At 50.9% G+C, this 24,312-nt stretch carries 15 protein-coding genes and 4 pseudogenes; 12 read left to right on the top strand and 7 right to left on the bottom strand.

Features of this window, described 5'->3' with window-relative positions; genetic code table 11:
* Positions 1-79: 79 nt before the first annotated feature.
* Positions 80-259 (top strand): annotated as a pseudogene (yjbD, locus tag ABZJ92_RS13805) (DUF3811 domain-containing protein); the annotation flags it as partial.
* Positions 260-391: 132 nt separating this feature from the next.
* On the opposite strand, the gene rluF reads toward yjbD, so the two are convergent.
* Positions 392-1,264 carry a 23S rRNA pseudouridine(2604) synthase RluF gene (gene rluF, locus ABZJ92_RS13800; protein WP_000936346.1) on the bottom strand — a complete coding sequence of 291 codons (873 nt, stop codon included), beginning with the start codon at positions 1,262-1,264 and terminating at the stop codon, positions 392-394.
* 347 nt (positions 1,265-1,611) lie between these two features.
* Between rluF and ABZJ92_RS13795 the strand changes: the two genes are divergently transcribed.
* From ABZJ92_RS13795 to pepE, 8 genes are all read left to right on the top strand, one after another.
* On the top strand, positions 1,612-2,559 hold the full coding sequence (locus tag ABZJ92_RS13795; RefSeq protein WP_005050527.1) for a sugar-binding transcriptional regulator: 948 nt from the start codon (positions 1,612-1,614) through the stop codon (positions 2,557-2,559).
* 69 nt (positions 2,560-2,628) lie between these two features.
* Positions 2,629-3,435 (top strand): SDR family oxidoreductase, encoded by an 807-nt coding sequence (locus tag ABZJ92_RS13790; protein ID WP_001195431.1) that lies wholly within the window; start codon positions 2,629-2,631, stop codon positions 3,433-3,435.
* Between the two features lie 9 nt (positions 3,436-3,444).
* Positions 3,445-3,852: a mannose/fructose/sorbose PTS transporter subunit IIA gene (locus ABZJ92_RS13785; protein WP_000245638.1), complete on the top strand. Its 408-nt coding sequence runs from the start codon at positions 3,445-3,447 to the stop codon at positions 3,850-3,852.
* The gene (locus ABZJ92_RS13780) at positions 3,852-4,346 is read left to right on the top strand and encodes a PTS system mannose/fructose/N-acetylgalactosamine-transporter subunit IIB (RefSeq protein WP_001027853.1); all 495 of its coding nucleotides are present in this window, start codon (positions 3,852-3,854) and stop codon (positions 4,344-4,346) included. The genes ABZJ92_RS13785 and ABZJ92_RS13780 overlap by 1 nt, the downstream gene beginning before the upstream one ends.
* Before the next feature lie 65 nt (positions 4,347-4,411).
* Positions 4,412-5,209, top strand: coding sequence for a PTS mannose/fructose/sorbose transporter subunit IIC (locus tag ABZJ92_RS13775; protein ID WP_000406302.1), 798 nt, complete (start codon positions 4,412-4,414; stop codon positions 5,207-5,209).
* A 10-nt stretch (positions 5,210-5,219) separates the two neighbouring features.
* Positions 5,220-6,008 (top strand): mannose/fructose/sorbose PTS transporter subunit IID, encoded by a 789-nt coding sequence (locus ABZJ92_RS13770; RefSeq protein WP_000437891.1) that lies wholly within the window; start codon positions 5,220-5,222, stop codon positions 6,006-6,008.
* A gap of 51 nt (positions 6,009-6,059) precedes the next feature.
* Positions 6,060-7,289 (top strand): L-sorbose 1-phosphate reductase, encoded by a 1,230-nt coding sequence (gene sorE, locus ABZJ92_RS13765; RefSeq protein WP_000858578.1) that lies wholly within the window; start codon positions 6,060-6,062, stop codon positions 7,287-7,289.
* Positions 7,290-7,670: 381 nt separating this feature from the next.
* Positions 7,671-8,360: a dipeptidase PepE gene (gene pepE, locus ABZJ92_RS13760; RefSeq protein ID WP_000421772.1), complete on the top strand. Its 690-nt coding sequence runs from the start codon at positions 7,671-7,673 to the stop codon at positions 8,358-8,360.
* A gap of 90 nt (positions 8,361-8,450) precedes the next feature.
* On the opposite strand, the gene ABZJ92_RS13755 is transcribed toward pepE, so the two are convergent.
* Both ABZJ92_RS13755 and metH read right to left on the bottom strand, forming a co-directional pair.
* Positions 8,451-10,082 carry a Na/Pi cotransporter family protein gene (locus ABZJ92_RS13755; protein ID WP_000956830.1) on the bottom strand — a complete coding sequence of 544 codons (1,632 nt, stop codon included), beginning with the start codon at positions 10,080-10,082 and terminating at the stop codon, positions 8,451-8,453.
* Between the two features lie 219 nt (positions 10,083-10,301).
* Positions 10,302-13,985 (bottom strand): methionine synthase, encoded by a 3,684-nt coding sequence (gene metH, locus ABZJ92_RS13750; protein WP_000096021.1) that lies wholly within the window; start codon positions 13,983-13,985, stop codon positions 10,302-10,304.
* A gap of 199 nt (positions 13,986-14,184) precedes the next feature.
* Between metH and iclR the strand changes: the two genes are divergently transcribed.
* Together iclR and espL4 are read left to right on the top strand one after the other, a co-directional pair.
* The gene (gene iclR / locus ABZJ92_RS13745) at positions 14,185-15,009 is read left to right on the top strand and encodes a glyoxylate bypass operon transcriptional repressor IclR (RefSeq protein ID WP_000226403.1); all 825 of its coding nucleotides are present in this window, start codon (positions 14,185-14,187) and stop codon (positions 15,007-15,009) included.
* Between the two features lie 316 nt (positions 15,010-15,325).
* Positions 15,326-17,510: pseudogene (espL4, locus tag ABZJ92_RS13740) on the top strand (type III secretion system effector EspL4).
* Here espL4 and aceK read toward each other — a convergent pair.
* From aceK to metA, 4 genes and pseudogenes are all read right to left on the bottom strand, one after another.
* A pseudogene (gene aceK / locus ABZJ92_RS13735) lies at positions 17,479-19,216 on the bottom strand (bifunctional isocitrate dehydrogenase kinase/phosphatase). The pseudogenes espL4 and aceK overlap by 32 nt on opposite strands.
* 183 nt (positions 19,217-19,399) lie before the next feature.
* A complete protein-coding gene (aceA, locus tag ABZJ92_RS13730; RefSeq protein ID WP_000857839.1) occupies positions 19,400-20,704 on the bottom strand; it encodes an isocitrate lyase in 1,305 nt (434 codons plus the stop codon).
* Between the two features lie 29 nt (positions 20,705-20,733).
* Positions 20,734-22,335 (bottom strand): annotated as a pseudogene (aceB, locus tag ABZJ92_RS13725) (malate synthase A).
* A 268-nt stretch (positions 22,336-22,603) separates the two neighbouring features.
* Entirely contained in the window at positions 22,604-23,533 is a 930-nt protein-coding gene (metA, locus tag ABZJ92_RS13720) for a homoserine O-acetyltransferase MetA (RefSeq protein ID WP_001122794.1), read from the bottom strand.
* A 156-nt stretch (positions 23,534-23,689) separates the two neighbouring features.
* Here metA and ABZJ92_RS13715 point away from each other — a divergent pair, with 156 nt between their 5' ends.
* A complete protein-coding gene (locus ABZJ92_RS13715) occupies positions 23,690-24,133 on the top strand; it encodes an acetyltransferase (protein WP_000236995.1) in 444 nt (147 codons plus the stop codon).
* Positions 24,134-24,312: the final 179 nt, after the last annotated feature.

Genomic DNA, 24,312 nt, shown 5'->3' with positions numbered 1-24,312 from the left:
CCACGGGAATATCTGCGGCAGCGGGCTTGTAATGGGTTAAGTGATAACAGATGTCTGGAAATATAGGGGCAAATCCAGTCGCGTACTGACCAACTCCGAAACCAACAGCATTAAGAAAGAGTACATCGATAAATTAATGGTCGAGCGTGAGGCTGAAGCGAAAAAAGCCCGCCAATTGAAGAAAAAGCAGGCTTATAAACCGGATCCTGAAGCGTCATTTAGCTGGTCAGCAAATACGTCGACGCGCGGCAGGCGCTAATGAACAATCAACGCCTGAGATTTTCACTCGTCTGTGTGGACACAATCTTCCCCTCACCCTAACCCTCTCCCCGAAGGGGCGAGGGGACTGTCCGAGCTCTTTTTGGACGTTTTCATCAGTCTGAGGCGTTAATCAGCGTCCCTTCTTTTTACGCCCCGGCGAGGTAAAACGCTTACCGTTGGACGCCGGGCGACCGCCTTTTTCCGCCGTTTTTTCCATCTTAACGACTGGACGTTTGATGCCCGCTGTTTTCGGTTTGGCCTTCGCTTTAGGTTTTGCCTCGGAAGAGGAATTTTCGATGAGCTTAAAGAGGTCGATTAACTCATCGTCGGTTAAATCGCGCCACTCCCCCAGCGGAATGCCGCTTAAGCTGACGTTCATAATGCGCGTACGTTCCAGCTTTTTCACTTCATAGCCGAAATGCTCGCACATGCGCCGGATCTGACGGTTCAGCCCCTGCACTAGGGTAATGCGGAAGACAAACGGCGCTTCTTTTTTGACTTTGCACTTTTTCGTCACCGTCCCGAGGATCGGCACCCCCGCCCCCATACCACGAATAAATTCATCGGTAATCGGTTTATCGACCGTCACCAGATACTCTTTCTCATGATCGTTACCCGCACGGAGGATCTTATTCACCAGATCGCCGTGATTGGTGAGGAAAATCAGCCCCTGGGAGTCTTTATCCAGGCGGCCAATCGGGAACACGCGTTTGCTGTGGTTAACGAAATCGACAATGTTATCGCGCTCGCCATCTTCGGTGGTGCTGACAATACCGACGGGCTTGTTCAGGGCGATAAGTACCAAATCTTCGGCTTCCCGAGGCTCAATCAACTGACCGTTTACTTTCACAATGTCGCCGGGTTTCACCTGATCGCCAATGGTGGCTCGCTTGCCATTAAGGAACACATTGCCTTGCTCGATATAGCGATCCGCTTCGCGGCGTGAGCAAATTCCGCTTTCGCTGATGTATTTATTTAAACGGACTGATGAGTCGGGCAGCATAAATTCTCCTGTAAAACGCGGAATATACCGTACCTCTTAGCGGGGAAAAACAGGGTTATGCGGCAACGTCGAAATTAAATGTGATCTGCCACGCCTTTTATCACAAAAGTGTCTCCGGAAGTACGATGCAAATTTGCCTGGCAAAATAAGGATAATCAACATATTACGAATCGCTGCACACCTGTGCTGATGACTACTACGCAGAGAAACAAATGTGCAAGAGAAAGCGCTATTTCTCCCCATGCAAAGAGTGAAAAATCGCTTTGAAAGGCCCTCATGATGGGGTTATATCAGATCAAGCGGTGAGAAAGCGTATTTGCACAAATGTGCAGAACCAGGAGGCGGCAATGGAAAACAGTGACGATATCCGTTTGATTGTGAAGATTGCCCAACTCTATTACGAACAGGATATGACGCAGGCGCAAATCGCGCGCGAACTGGGTATTTACCGCACCACCATCAGCCGCTTGCTTAAACGAGGCCGCGATCAGGGAATGGTCACCATCGCCATCAACTATGACTACAACGAAAATCTCTGGCTGGAGCAGCAACTGAAGCAAAAGTTTGGCCTGAAAGACGTTGTGGTGGTGTCGGGAAATGATGAGGATGAAGAGACTCAACTGGCGATGATGGGGTTACACGGCGCGCAACTGCTGGATCGCTTGCTGGAGCCTGGCGATATTGTCGGTTTTTCCTGGGGTCGCGCGGTGAGCGCACTGGTTGAAAACTTGCCGCAGGCGGGGCAATCGCGGCAGTTAATCTGCGTACCAATTATTGGCGGACCGTCCGGTAAACTCGAAAGCCGCTATCATGTAAACACATTAACCTACAGCGCGGCAGCGAAGCTGAAAGGGGAATCGCATCTCGCGGATTTTCCGGCTCTGCTGGATAACCCATTAATTCGTAATGGGATCATGCAGTCTCAGCACTTTAAAACCATCTCTGCCTACTGGGATAATCTGGATATCGCCCTGGTGGGAATTGGCTCACCGGCCATTCGCGACGGCGCTAACTGGCATGCGTTTTATGGTGGTGAAGAGAGTGACGACCTGAATGCCCGCCAGGTTGCTGGCGATATTTGCTCGCGCTTTTTTGATATTCACGGCGCAATGGTTGAAACGAATATGAGCGAAAAAACGCTCTCTATCGAAATGAATAAATTAAAGCAGGCGCGATATTCCATTGGCATTGCCATGAGTGAAGAAAAATACAGCGGAATTATTGGTGCACTGCGTGGAAAATATATTAATTGTCTGGTAACGAATAGCAGCACAGCTGAACTATTACTGAAATAAAAATCTTCCCGATGTTTACCGTAATAAAAATTACGGCGGGTCCCTATTATCTAAAATCAGGAGTCTGTTATGCAAACGTGGTTAAATTTGCAGGATAAAATCATTATTGTCACCGGCGGCGCATCCGGTATTGGTCTGGCGATTGTAGAGGAATTATTAGCACAAGGCGCGAATGTACAGATGGTCGATATTCACGGTGGCGATGGTCAATATGAAGGTCATAAAGGCTATCAGTTTTGGCCGACCGATATTTCTAGCACAAAAGAGGTAAATCATACGGTAGCGGAAATTATCCAGCGTTTTGGTCGCATCGACGGTCTGGTCAATAACGCCGGGGTCAATTTCCCGCGTCTGCTGGTCGATGAGAAAGCGCCTGCCGGGCAGTATGAACTCAACGAAGCTGCATTCGAAAAAATGGTCAATATCAACCAGAAAGGTGTTTTTCTGATGTCGCAGGCGGTGGCGCGACAGATGGTCAAACAACATGATGGCGTGATTGTGAATGTTTCCTCAGAAAGTGGGCTGGAAGGCTCAGAAGGACAAAGCTGTTACGCCGCTACCAAAGCCGCGCTCAATAGCTTCACGCGCTCCTGGTCGAAAGAGCTGGGTAAACACGGTATCCGTGTGGTCGGTATCGCGCCCGGGATTCTGGAAAAAACCGGGCTACGCACGCCGGAATATGAAGAGGCGCTGGCGTGGACGCGCAATATCACCGTCGAGCAGCTGCGTGAAGGCTATACCAAAAACGCCATTCCTATTGGGCGCGCCGGAAGATTAGCAGAAGTAGCTGATTTTGTTTGTTATCTGTTGTCTGAACGCGCCAGCTACATCACCGGAGTAACCACTAACATTGCGGGCGGCAAAACGCGCGGCTAAGGAGGCTTTATGGTCAACGCCATTTTTTGTGCCCACGGCAAATTAGCTTGCGCCATGCTGGAATCGGTTCAGATGGTTTACGGCAACGCCAATGTTGAAGCCGTTGCATTTGTGCCCGGTGAAAACGCCGGAGACATTGCGGTAAAGCTGGAAAAGTTAGTAAGCATTCACAATCAAGATGAGTGGCTGATTGCCGTGGATTTACAGTGCGGCAGCCCGTGGAATGCGGCAGCAATGCTTGCGATGCGCAATCCTCGTTTGCGGGTAATCAGCGGCCTTTCTCTGCCGCTGGCGCTCGAACTGGTTGATAACCAGGACAGCATGAATGTTGATGAACTGTGTGAACACCTGACGCAAATCGCAAAGCAAACCTGCGTTGTCTGGAAACAACTGGCAACGACAGAGGAGGATTTCTGATGAACATTACGCTCGCCCGCATTGATGACCGTCTGATCCACGGCCAGGTCACTACCGTCTGGTCGAAAGTGGCTAACGCCCAGCGCATTATTATCTGCAATGACGAAGTTTATAACGATGAAGTGCGCCGGACATTATTGCGTCAGGCTGCGCCACCGGGAATGAAGGTTAACGTGGTCAATATTGAAAAAGCCGTCGCGGTTTATCACAACCCGCAATATCAGGACGAAACCGTTTTTTATCTTTTCACTCGCCCACAGGATGCCTTAGCGATGGTTCGCCAGGGGGTAAAAATAGGCACCCTGAATATTGGCGGCATGGCCTGGCGGCCCGGTAAAAAACAGTTAACCAAAGCGGTTTCATTAGATGATGATGATATTAACGCATTTCATGAGTTAAATAATCTTGGTGTCATACTGGATTTACGCGTCGTAGCGTCAGATCCCTCAATCAATATTATCGACAAAATAAACGAACAGTTAATCGCAAATTAAATAATAGCGCCTGTGTACATATGCTTTAACAGGCAGGGATGACGACACTTAAAAGGTGACAAATCATGGAAATAAGTACCCTACAAATCATTGCTATATTTCTTTTTTCCTGTATTGCCGGAATGGGCAGCGTGCTGGATGAATTTCAGACTCATCGCCCGTTAATTGCCTGTACGGTGATTGGTTTAATTCTCGGTGATTTAAAAACCGGAATAATACTCGGCGGTACGCTGGAATTGATAGCTCTCTGCTGGATGAACGTCGGCGCGGCGCAATCTCCGGATTCTGCACTCGCCAGCATAATCTCCGCCATTCTGGTTATCGTTGGTCAGCAAAGCATCGCCACCGGAATCGCCATCGCGTTGCCTGTGGCTGCGGCAGGCCAGGTGCTGACGGTGTTTGCCCGTACCATCACCGTAGTGTTCCAGCACGCGGCGGATAAAGCAGCAGAAGAGGCGCGGTTTCGCACTCTCGATATTCTGCATGTCTCCGCGCTTGGCGTGCAGGCGCTGCGCGTCGCCATTCCGGCACTGATTGTCTCACTGTTCGTCAGCGCCGATATGGTCAGCAATATGTTAAACGCCATTCCCGAATTTGTGACCCGAGGACTACAGATTGCTGGCGGTTTTATCGTGGTGGTCGGTTACGCCATGGTGCTACGTATGATGGGCGTGAAATATTTGATGCCTTTCTTTTTCCTCGGTTTCCTCGCAGGTGGCTACCTCGATCTCAGCCTGCTGGCGTTCGGTGGCGTCGGCGTGATCATGGCCCTGGTCTACATCCAGCTAAATCCACAGTGGTGTAAAGCTGAACCTCAACTCCAGGCCACCGCCTCCACCGCCCTTGACCAACTTGACGATTAACGGAGCCATCATGGAACAGAGAAAAATTACACGCAGCGATCTGGTGAGCATGTTTCTGCGCTCCAACCTGCAACAGGCGTCCTTTAACTTTGAACGTATTCACGGGCTGGGCTTTTGCTACGACATGATCCCCGCCATCAAGCGACTTTACCCATTAAAAGAGGATCAGGTTGCGGCGCTCAGGCTACACCTGGTGTTCTTCAATACCACGCCAGCCGTATGTGGCCCGGTCATCGGCGCGGAAATTGATGACGGTACCATCAACGGCATCAAAGTCGGTCTGATGGGACCATTGGCAGGAGTTGGCGATCCACTGGTCTGGGGAACGCTGCGCCCGATTACCGCCGCGCTCGGCGCATCTCTGGCACTTTCGGGCAACATTCTCGGCCCGCTGCTGTTCTTCTTTATTTTCAACGCGGTGAGTCTGGCGATGAAGTGGTATGGCCTACAGCTCGGCTTTCGCAAAGGGGTGAATATCGTCAGCGATATGGGCGGGAATGTGCTGCAAAAACTCACCGAAGGCGCGTCGATTCTCGGACTGTTTGTGATGGGCGTGCTGGTGACCAAATGGACGTCAATCAACGTACCGTTGGTGGTTTCACAAACGCATGCCGCCGATGGCTCCACCGTCACCATGACCGTGCAGAACATTCTCGACCAACTTTGCCCTGGTTTGCTGGCGCTCGGTCTGACGCTACTAATGGTTCGTCTGCTCAACAAAAAAATTAACCCGGTATGGCTGATTTTCGCCCTGTTTGGCTTAGGGATTATCGGCAATGCTCTGGGCTTCCTGTCCTGATTCTTCGCCCCGGCACGACTGCCGAGGCCATCGCTCAACATGAGGTGGTTTATGAAAACAACAGCTCTGCGTCTTTATGGTAAACGTGATTTACGCCTGGAAACCTTTGACCTTCCTGAAATGCAGGAGGATGAAATCCTCGCAACGGTGGTCACTGACAGCCTGTGCCTCTCTTCCTGGAAAGAGGCCAATCTGGGTGAAAACCATAAAAAAGTACCCGACGATGTGACGACCAACCCAATCATCATCGGCCACGAATTTTGCGGCGATATTCTGGCCGTGGGTAAAAAGTGGCAGCACAAATTCCAGCCGGGTCAGCGTTATGTGATTCAGGCCAACCTGCAACTCCCCGACCGCCCGGATTGCCCCGGCTACTCCTTCCCGTGGGTAGACGGCGAAGCGACGCATGTGGTTATTCCCAACGAGGTCATGGAACAATATTGCCTGCTGGCATACGACGGCGAAACCTATTTTGAAGGCTCACTGGTTGAACCGCTTTCCTGCGTGATTGGCGCGTTCAACGCCAACTATCATCTTCAGGAAGGTAGTTATAACCACACGATGGGGATTCGCCCGCAAGGGCACACGCTGATCCTCGGCGGCACCGGACCAATGGGACTGTTGGCGATTGATTATGCGCTGCATGGACCAGTTAACCCGTCGCTGCTCGTCATTACCGATACCGACAACGACAAATTGAGTTATGCGCGCAAGCACTATCCATCAGAACCGCAAACACTGATTCATTATCTCAATGCCACCGATGCAGCATTTGATACGTTAATGGCGCTGAGTGGCGGTCACGGCTTCGATGATATTTTCGTCTTTGTGCCTAATGAAGGACTGGTGACTCTCGCCTCTTCCTTGCTGGCGACAGATGGTTGCCTGAATTTCTTCGCCGGACCGCAGGATAAACATTTCAGCGCGCCAATTAATTTCTACGATGTGCATTATGCATTTACCCACTACGTGGGCACGTCAGGCGGCAATACCGACGACATGCGCGCGGCGGTCAAACTGATCGAAGAGAAAAAAGTGCAGGCCGCAAAAGTGGTAACACATATTCTTGGGCTGAATGCCGCGGGCGAAACCACGCTTGAATTGCCTGCCGTCGGCGGCGGCAAAAAGCTGGTGTATACCGGGAAATACCTGCCGCTGACGTCACTCACGCAGATTCAGGATCAAGCACTGGCGGCGATTCTGGCGCGTCATCAGGGGATCTGGTCCGGTGAGGTGGAGCAATACCTGCTCGCCCATGCAGAGGCAATTTCCCATGATTAATCGCGCTACTTAACTCTGCATGTCGCTGGCTGGTCGCCCCAGCAACTTCGCGACCGGATGTGCGGCTGATTGCTGAAGCAGCACAATTTGCACGAGAAGGATAAAAAATATCAGCGCCTTAAGGGGCGCTCAAATTGGTGGCAAAGTACACATTGTTTATGCCGGATGCGGAATGAAGCCTTATTCGGTCTACATAATTTTGAAAATCCAATATATTGCAGTTATCTGGTAGGCCAGGTAAGCGTAGCGCATCAGGCAATGCTGTGTTTGTCATCAGTCTCAGCGCCCGGTGCAATACGTGACATCGTGAGCCATGTCAGTAAGTGGTTAAATTCGCAGTGGTAGCATGCCTTCCGTGATTTCTTACTAACCGGAGAAGTAATGGAACTGCTTTTATTGAGTAACTCGACGCTGCCGGGTAAAGCCTGGCTGGAACATGCACTGCCGCTAATTGCTGAACAGTTGCAGGGTCGCCGCTCAGCGGTGTTTATCCCTTTCGCTGGCGTAACGCAGACCTGGGATGATTACACAGAGAAAACGGCTGCGGTTCTCGCTCCGCTGGGTGTTTCTGTCACCGGTATTCATAGCGTTGTCGATCCCGTTGCCGCGATTGAAAATGCGGAAATTGTGATTGTCGGCGGCGGTAATACTTTCCAGTTGCTGAAACAGTGCCGCGAGCGCGGGCTGCTGGCTCCAATTACTGACGTGGTTAAACGTGGCGCGCTGTATATTGGCTGGAGCGCAGGCGCTAACCTTGCTTGCCCAACCATTCGTACCACCAACGATATGCCGATTGTCGATCCGCAAGGTTTCGATGCGCTAAATCTGTTCCCGTTGCAAATCAACCCGCACTTCACCAACGCGCTGCCGGAAGGCCATAAAGGTGAAACCCGTGAGCAGCGTATTCGCGAACTGCTGGTCGTCGCGCCAGAACTGACGATTATTGGTCTGCCGGAAGGTAACTGGATCACAGTGAGTAAAGGTCACGCTACGCTGGGTGGCCCGAACACCACTTATGTGTTTAAGGCTGGTGAAGAAGCGGTTCCGCTGGAAGCTGGTCACCGTTTTTAAGTGAATTGCCGGATGCATGATCCGGCATCTTGTTCATAGTGCCTGATGCGACGCTTGACGCGTCTTATCAGGCCTACAGGATTCACAATATTAATACTCGTCCCGTCCTTCATCTTCATCCGGCTGTTCCAGCACACTGTAAGCCACCGAACAAAACAGCGAGTTCAGGCGCTGCATATCTCCCAGTAAGCCTAAATGTAGCGAACTGGTTTCAATGCTCTGCACGTTTTGCTGATGCAGGCGATCGACGTGGGCGTGGGAATAGCGGCGATTAAGAATGCGAAAACGATGTTTGCTGCGACGCAAACGACGAGCGCTGGTGACATCGCCAGAGAAGAACACCGACATTGCCAGCTTTAAATTACTGAGCAATTGCTCATAGAGCGCATCCAGTTCCTTCAACCCATCAAGCGAAAATGCCCGCCGTGCTGCCAGCGATTTATCGGCAATTTCGCTGCCCATGCGCTCGACGATATCGGAGGCCTGTTCAAGGTTGAGCGACATTTCGATGATCTCCGCCCAGCGGCGCGACTCTTCCTCCGCCAACTCTTCTTTTGGCATCCGCGCCAGATACAGCTTAATGGCGGTGTAGAGAACGTTGATATCATCTGCCAGCTTACGCAGCTCTTTCTCCTGCCGTGGCTCGCCGTGCATCACTTTATTCAGCCCTTCCATCATCTGTTCCATGGCGTCGCCAATGCGCAGGGTTTCGCGCGCGGCGTTCGCCAGAGCAAGCGTGGGCGTGTCCAGCGCGCTGACATCCAGATGTTTAGGCCGTAGCTGGGTATCCAGTTCCGGTTCATCGCGAATAATCGTTTTGCAAAACCGTGCCATCGGGTCAACAAATGGCAGCATGACCAGGCAACGTACAAGGTTGTAGAAGACGTGGAAATAGATCACCAGTTCCGCTTTTGGCAATGACAGCTTCCCCATTGTCTCTGCCAGCAAATGGACAAACGGCAGGATAATCAGGCTACCCACCAGCTTAAACAGCAGACTACCCAGCGCGACACGGCGGGCTGCGGCATTGGCGGCACTGTTGTTGAGCATCGCCAGCAGGCCGGAACCGAGGTTAGCTCCAATCACCAGACAGAGCGCCACGGGGAAGGAGATAATGCCTGCAGCGGTCAGAGTCGCGGTCAGCAGTACAGCAGCAAGGCTGGAGTAGCTGATAATGGCGAACATCGCGCCAATCAGCGCATCCAGCAGAATATCGCCGGTCAGCGAGGCAAAGATCACCTGAACGCCGTTTGCCTGGGTGATCGGCGTTACGGCCTGCACAATCAACTCCAGCGCCAGCAAAATCAGCCCAAGACCAATACCGACGCGGCCCAGTTGCCCGGCGCGTGACTGTTTGCGTCCGAGGAAAAAAATCACGCCGATAAAAATAAGTAACGGTGACAGCCAGGATAAGTCGAAGGTGAGAATACGCGCCATTAGCGCCGTCCCGACATCTGCCCCCAGCACAATGACCAGAGCCGGTGCGAGGGCTACCAGATCCTGAGCGACGAACGAGGTCACCAGCATGGTGGTGGCATTACTGCTCTGTACCAGTGCGGTAACGCCGATCCCCGCGCAAAAGGCGAGCGGCTTTTTTTCGACGCTCCGGCTAAGGACAGTACGCAAACGCGCGCCGAAGACGCGCATTACGCCGGTTCGAACAATATGAGTCCCCCAGACCAGCAGGGCGACGGCAGAAAGCAGGTGAAGCAGCGTTAACACGAGTTCAGATTCTCCTTATCGTTATATGTTCCTGAAGCAATTGAATGACCAAAGGACCGGAAACACGCTGACTGGCATCTTTACTGTGCCTTTTGACATTCGTTTTTCCGGCTAAGATTATTCCAGCCTGTTTCCAGTATAAGTGTTTCATATTAATAAAGAGACAGGGCACTCATTGAGCGCCCTGTTTGTTGTAAGGAAAAGTGACAGATTTGTGAATCAGTCCGCGTCATACCCCAGATTCGGTGCCAGCCAGCGCTCAACATCGGAGACGCTCATACCTTTACGGCGGGCATGGTCTTCAACCTGATCGCGCTGAATTTGCGCCACCGCGTAGTACTTGCTGTCCGGATGACTGAAATACCAACCCGAAACCGATGCACCAGGCCACATCGCGAAAGATTCTGTGAGTTTCATGCCAGTATGTTTTTCCACTTCCAGCAGCTCCCAGATGGTGGCTTTTTCCGTATGTTCCGGGCAGGCCGGATAGCCCGGTGCCGGACGGATGCCCTGGTAGTTTTCGCGGATCAGTTCTTCGTTGCTGAGGTTCTCGTTCGGCGCATAGCCCCAGTAGACTTTACGCACACGCTCATGGAGATACTCCGCAAAGGCTTCGGCTAAACGGTCGGCAAGCGCTTTCACCATGATTTTGTTGTAATCATCGTGCTGCGCTTCAAAGGCATCAGCCAGTGCGTCCTCTTCCAGCCCGCCAGTCACGGCAAATGCGCCGATGTAATCTGCTTTACCAGAAAGCTTCGGCGCAACGAAGTCAGCGAGACAGTAGTTAGCGAATCCCGTTTTTTCGGTCTGTTGACGCAGATGGTGGCTGACGTTGATCACATGGGTGCGCGTTTCGTCACGGTAGATTTCAATGTCATCGCCCACACGGTTTGCCGGGAACAGGCCCACCACGCCACGCGGATTCAGCGTTTTCTCGGCGCTTAATTTATCCAGCATGTCGTTGGCGTCTTTAAACAGCCGCTGCGCCTCAACGCCCACCACTTCATCTTCCAGAATGCGAGGATACTTCCCGGCCAGCGACCAGGTCATAAAGAACGGTGTCCAGTCGATGTAATTACGCAGCGTTTCGATGCTGGCTTCCACTTCCTGCACGCCGAGACGGTGCGCCACCGGCGGCGTGTAAGCCTGCCAGTCAAATGCGAAATCGTTATCGCGCGCCGCTTCCAGCGTGACCGGTGGTGTGCGTGGTTTCTTGCGCCCGTGCTGAATACGCACGGTTTCGTACTCCTTGCAGGTACGAGCGACAAAATCATCACGCTGAGTATCGGAAAGCAGCGCCGCTACCACACCAACGGTGCGCGAGGCATTCTGCACATACACCGTAGGGCCGCTGTAGTTCTGCTCGATTTTCACCGCCGTGTGCGCTTTTGAGGTGGTCGCGCCGCCAATCAGTAACGGAATGGCGAAGCCCTGACGCTCCATCTCTTTCGCCACGTTAACCATCTCGTCCAGCGACGGCGTGATAAGCCCCGAAAGGCCAATCAAATCAGCATTCACTTCTTTGGCGATACGGAGAATTTTTTCCGCAGGCACCATAACGCCGAGATCGACAATTTCGTAGTTGTTACATTGCAGCACCACACCAACGATATTTTTACCGATGTCGTGGACATCGCCTTTCACGGTGGCGATCACCATCTTGCCGTTGGTTTTACCCTGCTCTTTGCTGGCTTCAATAAACGGTTCGAGATACGCCACTGCCTGTTTCATGACGCGCGCCGATTTGACCACCTGTGGCAGGAACATTTTGCCTTCGCCAAACAGATCGCCGACCACGTTCATGCCGTCCATCAACGGGCCTTCAATCACTTCAATCGGGCGCGTAGCCTGCTGGCGGGCTTCTTCAGTATCCTGCTCGATAAACTCGGTTATGCCTTTGACCAGCGAGTATTCCAGACGTTTATTCACGTCCCACGAGCGCCACTCCGCTTGCTGGGCGTTAGCAGTGTCGTCCGCTTTACTGCCGCGATATTTCTCGGCAAGCTCCAGTAAACGCTCAGTGCCATCGTCACGACGATTAAGAATCACATCTTCCACCGCGTCGCGCAGTTCAGCGGGTAGGTCGTCGTAAATCGCCAGTTGCCCGGCGTTGACGATCCCCATATCCATGCCATTGCGAATAGCGTAGTAGAGGAACACTGCGTGAATGGCTTCGCGCACCGGATCGTTGCCACGGAATGAGAAAGAAACGTTAGATACGCCGCCGGAAATCAGCGCGTGCGGCAGTTCGCGTTTGATGTCTTCACACGCGCCGATAAAGTCCTGCGCGTAGTTGTTGTGCTCTTCAATACCGGTGGCGACCGCGAAGATGTTCGGGTCGAAGATGATATCTTCTGGCGGGAAGCCAACCTCTTCGGTGAGGATTTTGTACGCCCGACGGCAAATCTCGATTTTCCGTGCGCGAGTATCGGCCTGTCCCTGTTCGTCAAAGGCCATCACCACCACTGCCGCACCGTAGCGACGCAACAATTTCGCGTGATGGATAAAGGCGTCGACGCCCTCTTTCATCGAGATAGAGTTAACAATGCCTTTGCCCTGGATACACTTCAGACCTTTTTCAATGACATCCCATTTTGAGGAGTCGATCATAATCGGCACGCGAGCGATATCCGGTTCACCGGCAATCAGATTGAGAAAACGCACCATCGCCGCTTCGGCATCGAGCATCCCTTCATCCATGTTGATATCGATAATCTGCGCGCCGTTTTCCACCTGCTGACGCGCCACATCCAGCGCCTCGCTGTATTTCTCTTCTTTGATCAGGCGCTTGAACTTAGCAGAGCCGGTGACGTTGGTGCGTTCACCCACGTTCACAAACAGGCTATCGTCGCCAATGTTCAGCGGCTCCAGGCCAGACAAACGGCAGGCTACGGGAATTTCCGGCAGTTTGCGCGGCGCTAATCCTTCTACTGCACGACTCATCGCTGCAATATGTTGCGGCGTGGTCCCGCAGCAACCACCGACGATATTGAGAAAGCCCGCTTGCGCCCATTCACGTATCTGTTTTGCCATCGTGTCGGCGTCGAGATCGTATTCACCAAAGGCGTTAGGCAGCCCGGCGTTCGGGTGGGCGGTGACGTAGCATTCCGCAATCCGTGATAGTTCCTGCACGTACTGGCGCAGTTCATCGGGCCCCAGCGCACAGTTCAGGCCAAAGGTCAGCGCTTCGGCGTGGCGCAATGAGTTGTAAAATGCTTCGGTGGTCTGCCCGGAGAGCGTGCGCCCGGAGGCGTCGGTGATGGTGCCGGAGATCATAATCGGCAGCTCAACGCCCAGCGCTTCAAACTCCGTTTTCACCGCAAAGACCGCCGCTTTGGCGTTAAGGGTGTCGAAAACGGTTTCAATCAGGATCAGATCCGCACCACCTTCCACCAGCGCTTTGGTGGATTCGCGATAGGCCGCCGCCAGCTGGTCAAAAGTGATGTTGCGGAATGCCGGATCGTTGACGTCCGGAGAAATAGACGCCGTGCGGTTGGTTGGGCCAAGAACACCGGCAACGTAGCGCGGTTTCTCCGGCGTGCGCGCGGTCCACTCGTCAGCACAGGCGCGCGCCAGTTTCGCCGCCGCAAAGTTGATTTCCGCCGACAGGGATTCCATCTGGTAATCCGCCATCGCAATGGTCGTGGAGTTGAAGGTGTTGGTTTCGATGATATCCGCGCCCGCTTCAAAGTAGGCGTTGTGGATAGCGGCGATCACTTCCGGTTTACTGAGTACCAGCAGGTCGTTGTTGCCTTTGAGGTCGCATGGCCAGTCGGCAAAGCGTTCACCACGAAAATCGGCTTCGTTCAGTCGATAGCTCTGGATCATGGTGCCCATACCGCCGTCCAACACCAGAATACGTTCATTTAACTGCGCACGCAGTTGTTCCACTTTGCTGCTCACACTTGCTCCCGACACGCTTAACCCAGATTTAATAAAAATTCAACAAACCATACTGGAATAAACGCATCTGTGGTAAAAGCGACCACCACGCAACATGAGATTTGTTCAACATTAACTCATCGGATCAGTTCAGCAACTATTGCATTAGCTAACAATAAAAATGAAAATAATTTCCACGATACAGAAAAAGGAGGCTGTCATGGTCGCACCCATTCCCGCGAAACGCGGCAGAAAACCCGCCGTTGCCACCGCACCAGCGACTGGACAGGTTCAGTCTTTAACGCGTGGCCTGAAATTACTGGAGTGGATTGCCGAATCCAATGGCAGCGTGGCACTCACAGAGCTGGCGCAACAAGCCGGGTTACCCAATTCCACGACCCACCGCCTGCTAACCACGATGCAACAGCAGGGTTTCGTGCGTCAGGTCGGCGAACTGGGACACTGGGCAATCGGCGCACATGCCTTTATGGTCGGCAGCAGCTTTCTCCAGAGCCGTAATTTGTTAGCAATTGTTCACCCTATCCTGCGCAATCTAATGGAAGAGTCTGGCGAAACGGTCAATATGGCGGTGCTTGATCAAAGCGATCACGAAGCGATTATTATCGACCAGGTACAGTGTACCCACCTGATGCGAATGTCCGCGCCTATCGGCGGTAAATTGCCGATGCACGCTTCCGGTGCGGGTAAAGCCTTTTTAGCCCAACTGAGCGAAGAACAGGTGACGAAGCTGCTGCACCGCAAAGGGTTACATGCCTATACCCACGCAACTCTGGTGTCTCCTGTGCATTTAAAAGAAGATCTCGCCCAAACGCGCAAACGGGGTTATTCATTTGACGATGAGGAACATGCGCTGGGGCTACGTTGCCTTGCAGCGTGTATTTTCGATGAGCACCGCGAACCGTTTGCCGCAATTTCTATTTCCGGACCGATTTCACGTATTACCGATGATCGCGTGACCGAGTTTGGCGCGATGGTGATTAAAGCGGCGAAGGAAGTGACGCTGGCGTACGGTGGAATGCGCTGACTTTTTCTGGCGGGCAGAGGCAATATTCTGCCCATCATACCTGAGTGGCAATAGAATAAGGGTGTCTGTTAATCGCATTGACGCCAAAATAACTTAATGTCATACACTTCACACACTTTTATTAACTCAGCATTATTTTTAAACATCAAACCACTTAATTATTAACAAAATCGCAAGATCTCATTCCACCGAAACTTTTACGGCTGCATTATGAGATTGAGCGATTTATGATATTTTTTTAGTTGTAATCATATTAAATTTTTTCACTGTTCTGATAGTTAAAATTCAAGACATCAATAAACAATGAGATATTTAAATGATTACTCGTATTCCTCGTAGTTCTTTCTCTGCAAATATTAATAATACAGCCCAGACAAATGAACACCAAACCCTGAGTGAATTGTTTTATAAAGAACTCGAGGATAAATTTTCTGGCAAGGAGCTGGCGACGCCTCTATTAAAAAGCTTCTCAGAGAACTGTAGACAAAATGTTCGTCATATCTTTAGCAACAAGGATTTTGTCATTAAATTTTCCACGTCCGTCTTACAAGCTGATAAGAAAGAAATTACGATGATTAATAAAAACGAAAACACGACACTCACTCAAACCATTGCTACAATATTTGAAGAATACCTAATGGAAATTTTACCTCAACGCTCAGACACTCTTGATAAACAAGAATTAAACCAAAAATCAGATAGAAAAGAAAAAGAATTCCCAAGAATTAAACTTAATGGTCAATGTTATTTCCCGGGGCGCCCCAAAACCGTATAGTATACCGACACATTGCTGCACAATATATTAATGATATTTATCAGAATGTTGATTACAAACCCCATCAAGATGATTACTCTTCAGCTGAAAAATTTCTCACTCACTTCAACAAAAAATGCAAAAACCAGACTTTGGCGTTGATTTCCAGCCGTCCTGAGGGGCGTTGCGTTGCTGCCTGCGGTGATTTCGGGCTAGTTATGAAAGCATATTTTGACAAGATGGAATCAAATGGCATCAGTGTTATGGCAGCCATATTACTGGTGGATAACCATGCTTTGACGGTCCGGCTAAGAATAAAGAACACAACTGAAGGATGTACCCATTACGTGGTTTCGGTTTATGATCCTAATGTAACTAACGATAAAATAAGAATTATGAGCGAAAGCAAAGAGGATATTAAACACTATTCTCTGATGGATTTTATGAATGTAGATTATAGCCTCCTGAAATGGTCAAATGATCATGTTATTAACCAATCTGTTGCAATAATTCCAGCACTTCCGAAAGAACAGCTATTGATGTTAAAAGGAACTGTGGATGAAATAACCCCTCCATTATCACCAGCAACGATGAATTTGCTAATGGCAATTGGTCAGAATCACCAACTTACGCAACTGATGATTCAGCTCCAGAAAATGCCAGAACTACATAGAACAGAAATGTTGACTGCCTATAATAGTATTAACCTCCCCGGTTTATATTTGGCTATAAATTATGGCAATGCGGATATCGTTGAGACTATTTTCAATTCATTGTCAGAAACAGGATATGAAGGGTTACTCTCGAAAAAAAATCTCATGCATATTCTGGAGGCAAAAGATAAAAATGGTTTTTCTGGATTATTTTTAGCGATATCACGTAAGGATAAAAATGTTGTAACCTCGATTCTGAACGTCTTACCTAAACTGGCCGCAACACATCATTTAGATAATGAACAGGTGTATAAATTCCTGAGTGCCAAAAATAGAACGTCCAGCCATGTTTTATACCATGTTATGGCGAATGGTGATGCCGACATGCTGAAAATTTTTTTGGTCGCGTTACCTTTGTTAATTCGCACATGTCATTTGACTAAAGAACAGGTACTCGATCTCCTGAAGGCAAAGGATTTTTATGGTTGCCCAAGACTATACCTGGCGATGCAAAATGGACATAGCGATATCGTGAAAGTTATTCTCGAAGCATTGCCCTGTCTGGCCCAGGAAATTAACATTTCAGCTTCCGATATTGTAGATCTTCTGACCGCTAAAAGTCTTGCGCGCGACACGGGTTTGTTTATGGCCATGCAGCGCGGACATATGAACGTTATTAATACTATTTTTAACGCATTACCCACTCTTTTTAATACGTTTAAATTCGATAAAAAAATATGAAGCCCCTCCTCCTGGCAAATAATTCTAATGAATATCCCGGTTTGTTTTCAGCGATACAGCATAAACAACAAAACGTTGTAGAGACGGTTTATCTTGCTTTATCTGACCATGCACGCCTGTTTGGATTTACCGCTGAAGATATTATGGATTTTTGGCAACACAAAGCGCCACAAAAATACTCTGCCTTTGAGTTGGCTTTTGAATTTGGTCACCGGGTTATTGCTGAATTAATCCTTAATACATTAAATAAGATGGCTGAAAGCTTTGGCTTTACGGATAACCCTCGATACATTGCGGAGAAAAATTATATGGAAGCTTTACTCAAAAAAGCATCTCCCCATACCGTACGCTAAATCTTTGCCTGCGCCGATACGCATAAACATCTTCCACATGCCCTTCACGTATGCGGTTTTGTAGTGCGCGCCAGTAATCAGCGCGGAACAGGTCGGCGTGCATCTCTTCAAACAGCGGACCAATACGCGGGTCGGCGCATAGCCAGTGGCGAAACTCTTCCGGGAAAACATCGCCCGGCGAGACGCTGTACCACGGTTCGCTGGCAAGTTCGTCTTCCGGATAGCGCGGCGGCGGGATGTCGCGGAAATTCACTTCCGTCATGTAGCAAATTTCATCGTAATCATAAAAAACCACACGCCCGTGACGGGTGACACCGAAGTTTTTAAACAGCATGTCGCCAGGGAAAATGTTAGCAGCGGCAAGCTGGCGAATAGCGTTACCGTATTCTTCAATGGCGTCGCGCAACTGCTGACCTTCCACTTGTTCCAGCCAGATATTGAGCGGCACCATCCGCCGCTCGATTATAGAGATGGCGAATTACAATCTGCTCACCAAGATCGGTGATTTTTTCCGCTGCTTCCTGGAGCAGTAATTCCATTAATACCGGGGAAATATGCCGCTTCTCCAGCACAAAGTTTTCAAACTCCTGGGTGTCCGCCATTCGGCCCACACGGTCGTGCTCTTTCACCAGTTGATAGCAGGCACGAACGTGAGCGGCAGACATCTCTTTCTGCGGCGCGAACTTGTCTTTGATGACTTTGAATACCCGATCAAAGCCCGGCAGCGTAAACACCAACATCACCATTCCACGAATACCCGGCGCTTCAATGAACTGCTCATTACAGCCCTGTAGATAAACGAGATATTCGCGGTAGCTTTCGGTTTTGGCGTGCTTCTGGCAGCCGATAGCCATATACAATTCAGCAGTGGTTTTACCTGGCAGAATTTCCCGTAGCCACTCGACCAGCGCTGCGGGCAGCGGTGCATAAACCATAAAATAAGAACGCGCAAAGCCAAAAACAATGCTCGCTTCGGCGGTCGTCGTCAGGCAGGTATCAATAAATAACTCGCCGTCGTCCGTCTGGTGGATCGGCAGTAAGAAGGGCAACGTGCCGGAAGGCGTGATCAGTTTGCCCACCAGCCAGGCGGCTTTATTGCGGTAAAACAGTTCGTTCGCCACCTGTAAATGACTTTCCGCGAGGTTGTCTGTCCCCAGCGTTTCCGTCAGATGGCGAATGATGTAATGAATGTCACGGCTTTTATTCTGCCAGCGCAGGCGCAGCGGCAGGTCGCTGATAACGCGCATCAGTAGAGATTCCCAGCCGTGATCGGGGTGAAAGTCTTTCGCCAGCGGGCGGGGAATGGTACGAAAGCGGCGCTCTGGCTGAGAGCTAAAGATAAAAAGCCGCTCGGGAGTAAGCGAGCGGTGGTCAAATAACCGACAGTACACGGAGTTAAAAAAGCTCTCCGCAATCTCGAAGCGCGGGTAATCCGGCAACAGCCGCGTGTAATGCTCTTTAACGCGCAGTAAAAATGCCGCGTCCGTACTTTGGCCGTTAGTAATGCAGCGCAGTTGCTCCACGACCAGACCAACGTGATGATCGTAAAGATGGATACGGTTTTTCATCGCCTGCTGGACAGCATGCCAGTCGGCCTGTTCGAAACGCTGCTGCGCCCCGGAAGTCACTTCGAGGAATCGACCATACTGAGCGTCGAAGCCTTGCAAAATGGTTTGAGCAATCAGTAATTCCAGGCCACGCGGCATTTAGCGCCCTCATCAGGAGCAGAGAATTGCCGGATGCGGCGTAAACGCCTTATCCAGCCTACGTTCGGCAACGGTTGTAGGCATGATAAGACGCGCAAGCGTCGCATCAGGCATCGTGCACCGATTGCCGGATGCGGCGTAAATGCCTTATCCGGCCTACAGTCAGCAACGTTTGTAGGTTGCTTAGAACTGCGATTCTTCAGTGGAGCCAGTCAGCGCGGTGACTGAAGACGTGCCGCCCTGAATAATAGTCGTCACTTTATCGAAGTAACCTGTACCCACTTCCTGCTGGTGAGATACGAAGGTATAGCCATCTTTCGCGGCGGCAAATTCCGGCTGCTGCACTTTCTCAACATAGTGCTTCATACCTTCGCCCTGCGCATAAGCGTTTGCCAGGTCGAACATGTTAAACCACATGCTGTGGATACCTGCTAGGGTGATGAACTGGAACTTGTAGCCCATATCCGACAGCTGCTGCTGGAAGCTGGCAATAGTTTTGTCGTCGAGGTTTTTCTGCCAGTTGAACGACGGCGAGCAGTTATAAGCCAGCAGTTTGCCCGGATATTTCGCGTGGATAGCTTGTGCAAAGCGACGCGCCAGTTCCAGATCCGGCGTGGAGGTTTCACACCAGACCAGGTCAGCATATGGCGCATACGCCAGGCCACGGCTGATCGCTTGCTCAATGCCCGCATGAGTACGGAAGAAGCCTTCACTGGTACGCTCGCCGGTAATAAATTCGCTGTCATACGGGTCGCAATCTGAGGTGATCAGATCCGCCGCATCAGCATCGGTACGTGCAACCAGCAGGGTTGGAACGCCCGTCACGTCAGCTGCCAGACGCGCCGCGACCAGTTTCTGAATAGCTTCCTGAGTTGGCACTAAAACTTTGCCGCCCATGTGACCGCATTTCTTCACTGACGCCAGCTGATCTTCGAAGTGAACTGCCGCAGCACCGGCTTCAATCATCGCTTTCATCAGTTCAAAGGCATTCAGGACACCGCCAAAACCGGCTTCCGCATCGGCAACGATCGGCAGGAAGTAATCGACATAGCGCGGATCGCCCGGCTCAATGCCCACGGACCATTGGATCTGATCGGCACGACGGAAGGTGTTGTTGATCCGCTCCACCACAGCTGGCACCGAGTTTGCCGGATAGAGCGACTGATCCGGATACATGCTGGCCGCCAGGTTAGCGTCCGCCGCTACCTGCCATCCCGACAGATAGACTGCTTCAATACCCGCTTTCGCCTGTTGCAGCGCCTGACCGCCAGTCAGTGCACCGAGGTTGTTGATGTAGCCTTTTTTCGACTCACCGTGCAGCAGACGCCACATTTTCGCTGCGCCCAGTTGCGCCAGCGTGCATTCAGGATTGACTGAACCGCGTAATTTCACCACATCTTCCGCACTGTATGGGCGAGTAATGCCTTCCCAACGCGGTTGAGTCCACTCTTTCTGTAATTCTTCAATTTGTTGTGTACGGGTTTTCATGTGCAGATGCTCCATAGTTATGTGGTGGTTTACGCTAACAGGCGGTAGCCTGGCAGGGTCAGGAAATCAATTAACTCATCGGAAGTGGTGATCTGTTCCATCAAGCGTGCGGCATCGTCAAAACGGCCCTGGGAGAAACGTTCTTCGCCCAGTTCGCTGGCAATGACTTTCATCTCTTCGCCCAGCATCTGGCGGAACAAGGCTTTGGTCACCGGTTTGCCATTGCTCAACGTTTTTTGATGATGGATCCACTGCCAGATCGAGGTACGGGAAATTTCAGCCGTCGCCGCATCTTCCATCAGGCCATAAATCGGCACGCAGCCGTTGCCGGAGATCCACGCTTCGATGTACTGCACAGCCACGCGAATGTTAGCGCGCATACCTTCTTCGGTGCGTTCACCATCACAAGGTGCCAGCAGCTGATCGGCAGTAATCGGCGCGTCTTGTTCGCGCAATACTTCAAGCTGATTTTTACGGGAGCCGAGAATGTCGTTGAATACCGCCATTGCCGTGTCCGCAAGGCCTGGGTGAGCGATCCATGTGCCATCGTGACCGTTATTGGCTTCCAGCGCTTTATCCGCTTTTACTTTGTTGAGCACCTGGTTATTACGCTCTTCATCTTTGCTCGGAATAAACGCGGCCATGCCGCCCATCGCAAAAGCACCGCGTTTATGGCAGGTTTTAATCAGCAGGCGTGAGTAAGCATTCAGGAATGGTTTATCCATCGTCACGGCCTGTCTGTCTGGCAGGACACGATCGGGATAGTTTTTCAACGTTTTGATATAGCTGAAGATGTAATCCCAGCGACCGCAGTTCAGACCAACAATATGGTCGCGCAGCGCGTGAAGGATTTCGTCCATCTGGAACACGGCGGGCAGCGTTTCAATCAGCAACGTCGCCTTGATGGTGCCGCGCGGCAGATTAAAGCGATCTTCTGCATAGCTGAAGACTTCGCTCCACCAGGCCGCTTCCTGCTAGGACTGGGTTTTCGGCAGATAGAAATAGGGACCGCTGCCCTTTGCCAACAGTGCCTGATAGTTGTGGAAGAAATAGAGCGCAAAATCAAACAGGCTACCGGGGATTGCCTCACCACGCCAGGTGACATGTTTTTCCGGCAAGTGCAGACCGCGTACCCGACAAATCAAAACCGCTGGATTGGGCTTGAGCTGATAAATTTTGCCTGCTTCATTGGTATAGCTGATGGTACCGTTAACCGCATCGCGCAGGTTAATTTGCCCGTCGATCACTTTGTTCCAGTCTGGTGCCAGTGAATCTTCGAAATCGGCCATAAAGACTTTCACATTGGCGTTCAGTGCGTTGATCACCATCTTGCGCTCTACCGGGCCAGTTATCTCTACGCGGCGGTCTTCTAAGTCCGCAGGAATCCCGCGAATTTTCCAATCAGCATCGCGAATGGAAGCCGTTTCCGAAATAAAATCAGGCAACGTTCCGTTATCAATATCTTGCTGCTGCTGAATGCGCGCTGCCAGAAGTTTATTGCGTTGTGGCGTAAAATGCGTCACCAGCTCAGTCAGAAATTCTACCGCTTCGGCAGTAAGAATTTGCTTCTCCTGCTCGCCATACGGCCTTGTGAAAGCCAGTTCATCGGTTGTTGTTGCCTGTTCAGTCATCGTGCAGCTCCTCGTCATGGATCCGAAAACTTCCCCTCTGTGAACGAAGGAACGTTGTGCGCTTTTCGTTCAGCACAACTAAGACTACTCATTTAAAATGCAAAATCAAAAACAATTTCCATTTTAATTAAAAATACTTGATAACTTATTGATAACAATATGAATAAAATTTATTCACTTGCTGAGGTGCGTTTCGGAAATAAAAAAGGCACCCGAAGGTGCCTGAGGTAAGGTGCTGAATCGCTTAACGATCGACTATCACAGAAGATTAATCCAGCGTTGGATTCATGTGCCGTAGATCGTATGGCGTGATCTGATAGACGTAATAGTTGAGCCAGTTGGTAAACAGCAAATTACCGTGACTACGCCAGCTCGCTCGCGGTTTGTTTTGCGGATCGTTGTGCGGGAAATAGTTATACGGTACATCCGGGTCTAGTCCGGCTTCCACATCGCGTAAATATTCCTGCGCCAGCGTTTGCGCATCATATTCGGGATGGCCCGTCACAAAGGCAATGCGCTTATCTTTGCTGGCAAACAGATATGCATCCCCTTCTTCCGTCTCTGCCAGAATTTCCAGATCGGTGTAATCACGAATCAACGCTGCCGGAAAGTCAGCATAGCGCGAATGCGGTGCCAGGAATGAATCATCAAAGCCACGCGTCAGAAGCGCATGAGGATGGAGAATATGATGCTCGTAAACGCCAGAGAGTTTGTCGGTGCGAGTTTGCTTAGGAATGCCGTAGAGGATATTGAGCGCGGCCTGTACCGCCCAGCAGACAAACAGCGTCGAGGTGACGTGATCTTTCGACCACTCCAGCACCTGTTTGATCTGCGGCCAGTAAGCGACATCATTAAACTCCACCAGGCCCAGCGGCGCACCGGTTACAATCAGACCGTCAAAGTTCTGTTCCTGAATATCTTCAAAGTTACAGTAGAAGTTGTTCAGATGCTCTGCGGGCGTGTTGCGCGATTCACGGGAATCGATGCGCAACAGCTGAATATCGACCTGCAAAGGTGAGTTTGAAAGCAGGCGCAGAAACTGATTTTCAGTTTCAATCTTCTTCGGCATCAGGTTAAGGATCAGAACCTTAAGTGGACGAATTTCCTGACCAGACGCACGAGAAGTTGTCATCACAAAGACGTTTTCTTCACGCAAGAAATTGACGGCGGGTAGCTCGTCCGGCACACGAATCGGCATAACCTGATTACCTCACTACATACGCTTATACGTTTAGACATCCAGATAGCTGAAGATAACCAGAAAATTTGCCAATGTCGAGCCTGCATGTTGAAGGTGAGAAAGTTTCAAGGAAAAGGCTACGTTAGAATATAAGAATGACGAAAAGGAGAGAAAATGGTTATTAGTATTCGCCGCTCACGGCATGAGGAAGGGGAGGAACTCGTTGCGATTTGGTGTCGATCTGTCGATGCCACCCACGATTTTTTATCAGCAGAGTATCGGGCCGAGCTGGAAGAGCTGGTGCGTTCCTTTCTGCCGGAAGCACCGTTGTGGGTCGCGGTTAATGAACGGGAGCAGCCGGTTGGGTTTATGTTGTTAAGTGGGCAGCATATGGATGCGCTGTTTATCGATCCTGATGTGTGCGGCTGCGGCGTGGGTCGGATGCTGGTGGAGCATGCGCTCTCGATGGCACCGGAACTGACAACCAACGTTAATGAGCAAAATGAGCAGGCGGTTGGGTTCTATAAGAAGGTGGGTTTTAAGGTTACGGGACGCTCTGAGGTGGACGATTTGGGGAAACCGTATCCGTTGCTGAATCTGGCGTATGTGGGGGAATAAGCCGCCTCTGCCGTGCCTGCCCAAGCTGGAGAAGACGCGCCAGCGTCGCACCCGGCATTTTTTTCACCAACGCAAAAAGGCCATCCTGACGGATAGCCTTTCGCTTAATTTGATGCCTGGCAGTTCCCTACTCTCGCATGGGGAGACCCCACACTACCATCGGCGCTACGGCGTTTCAC

This window comes from Shigella sp. FJ200513, from assembly GCF_040495915.1.
GTDB lineage: Bacteria > Pseudomonadota > Gammaproteobacteria > Enterobacterales > Enterobacteriaceae > ECMA0423.
This window is presented reverse-complemented; position numbering and strand designations above follow the sequence as displayed.

Excerpts from the sequence above, each read along its gene's own strand:
- ABZJ92_RS13715 (WP_000236995.1), top strand. The coding sequence starts at position 23,690 with ATGGTTATTAGTATTCGCCGCTCACGGCATGAGGAAGGGGAGGAACTC.
- ABZJ92_RS13775 (WP_000406302.1), top strand. The coding sequence starts at position 4,412 with ATGGAAATAAGTACCCTACAAATCATTGCTATATTTCTTTTTTCCTGT.
- metA (WP_001122794.1), bottom strand. The coding sequence starts at position 23,533 with ATGCCGATTCGTGTGCCGGACGAGCTACCCGCCGTCAATTTCTTGCGT.
- pepE (WP_000421772.1), top strand. The coding sequence starts at position 7,671 with ATGGAACTGCTTTTATTGAGTAACTCGACGCTGCCGGGTAAAGCCTGG.
- rluF (WP_000936346.1), bottom strand. The coding sequence starts at position 1,264 with ATGCTGCCCGACTCATCAGTCCGTTTAAATAAATACATCAGCGAAAGC.
- ABZJ92_RS13770 (WP_000437891.1), top strand. The coding sequence starts at position 5,220 with ATGGAACAGAGAAAAATTACACGCAGCGATCTGGTGAGCATGTTTCTG.
- iclR (WP_000226403.1), top strand. The coding sequence starts at position 14,185 with ATGGTCGCACCCATTCCCGCGAAACGCGGCAGAAAACCCGCCGTTGCC.
- ABZJ92_RS13780 (WP_001027853.1), top strand. The coding sequence starts at position 3,852 with ATGAACATTACGCTCGCCCGCATTGATGACCGTCTGATCCACGGCCAG.
- ABZJ92_RS13785 (WP_000245638.1), top strand. The coding sequence starts at position 3,445 with ATGGTCAACGCCATTTTTTGTGCCCACGGCAAATTAGCTTGCGCCATG.
- sorE (WP_000858578.1), top strand. The coding sequence starts at position 6,060 with ATGAAAACAACAGCTCTGCGTCTTTATGGTAAACGTGATTTACGCCTG.
- ABZJ92_RS13795 (WP_005050527.1), top strand. The coding sequence starts at position 1,612 with ATGGAAAACAGTGACGATATCCGTTTGATTGTGAAGATTGCCCAACTC.
- aceA (WP_000857839.1), bottom strand. The coding sequence starts at position 20,704 with ATGAAAACCCGTACACAACAAATTGAAGAATTACAGAAAGAGTGGACT.
- ABZJ92_RS13790 (WP_001195431.1), top strand. The coding sequence starts at position 2,629 with ATGCAAACGTGGTTAAATTTGCAGGATAAAATCATTATTGTCACCGGC.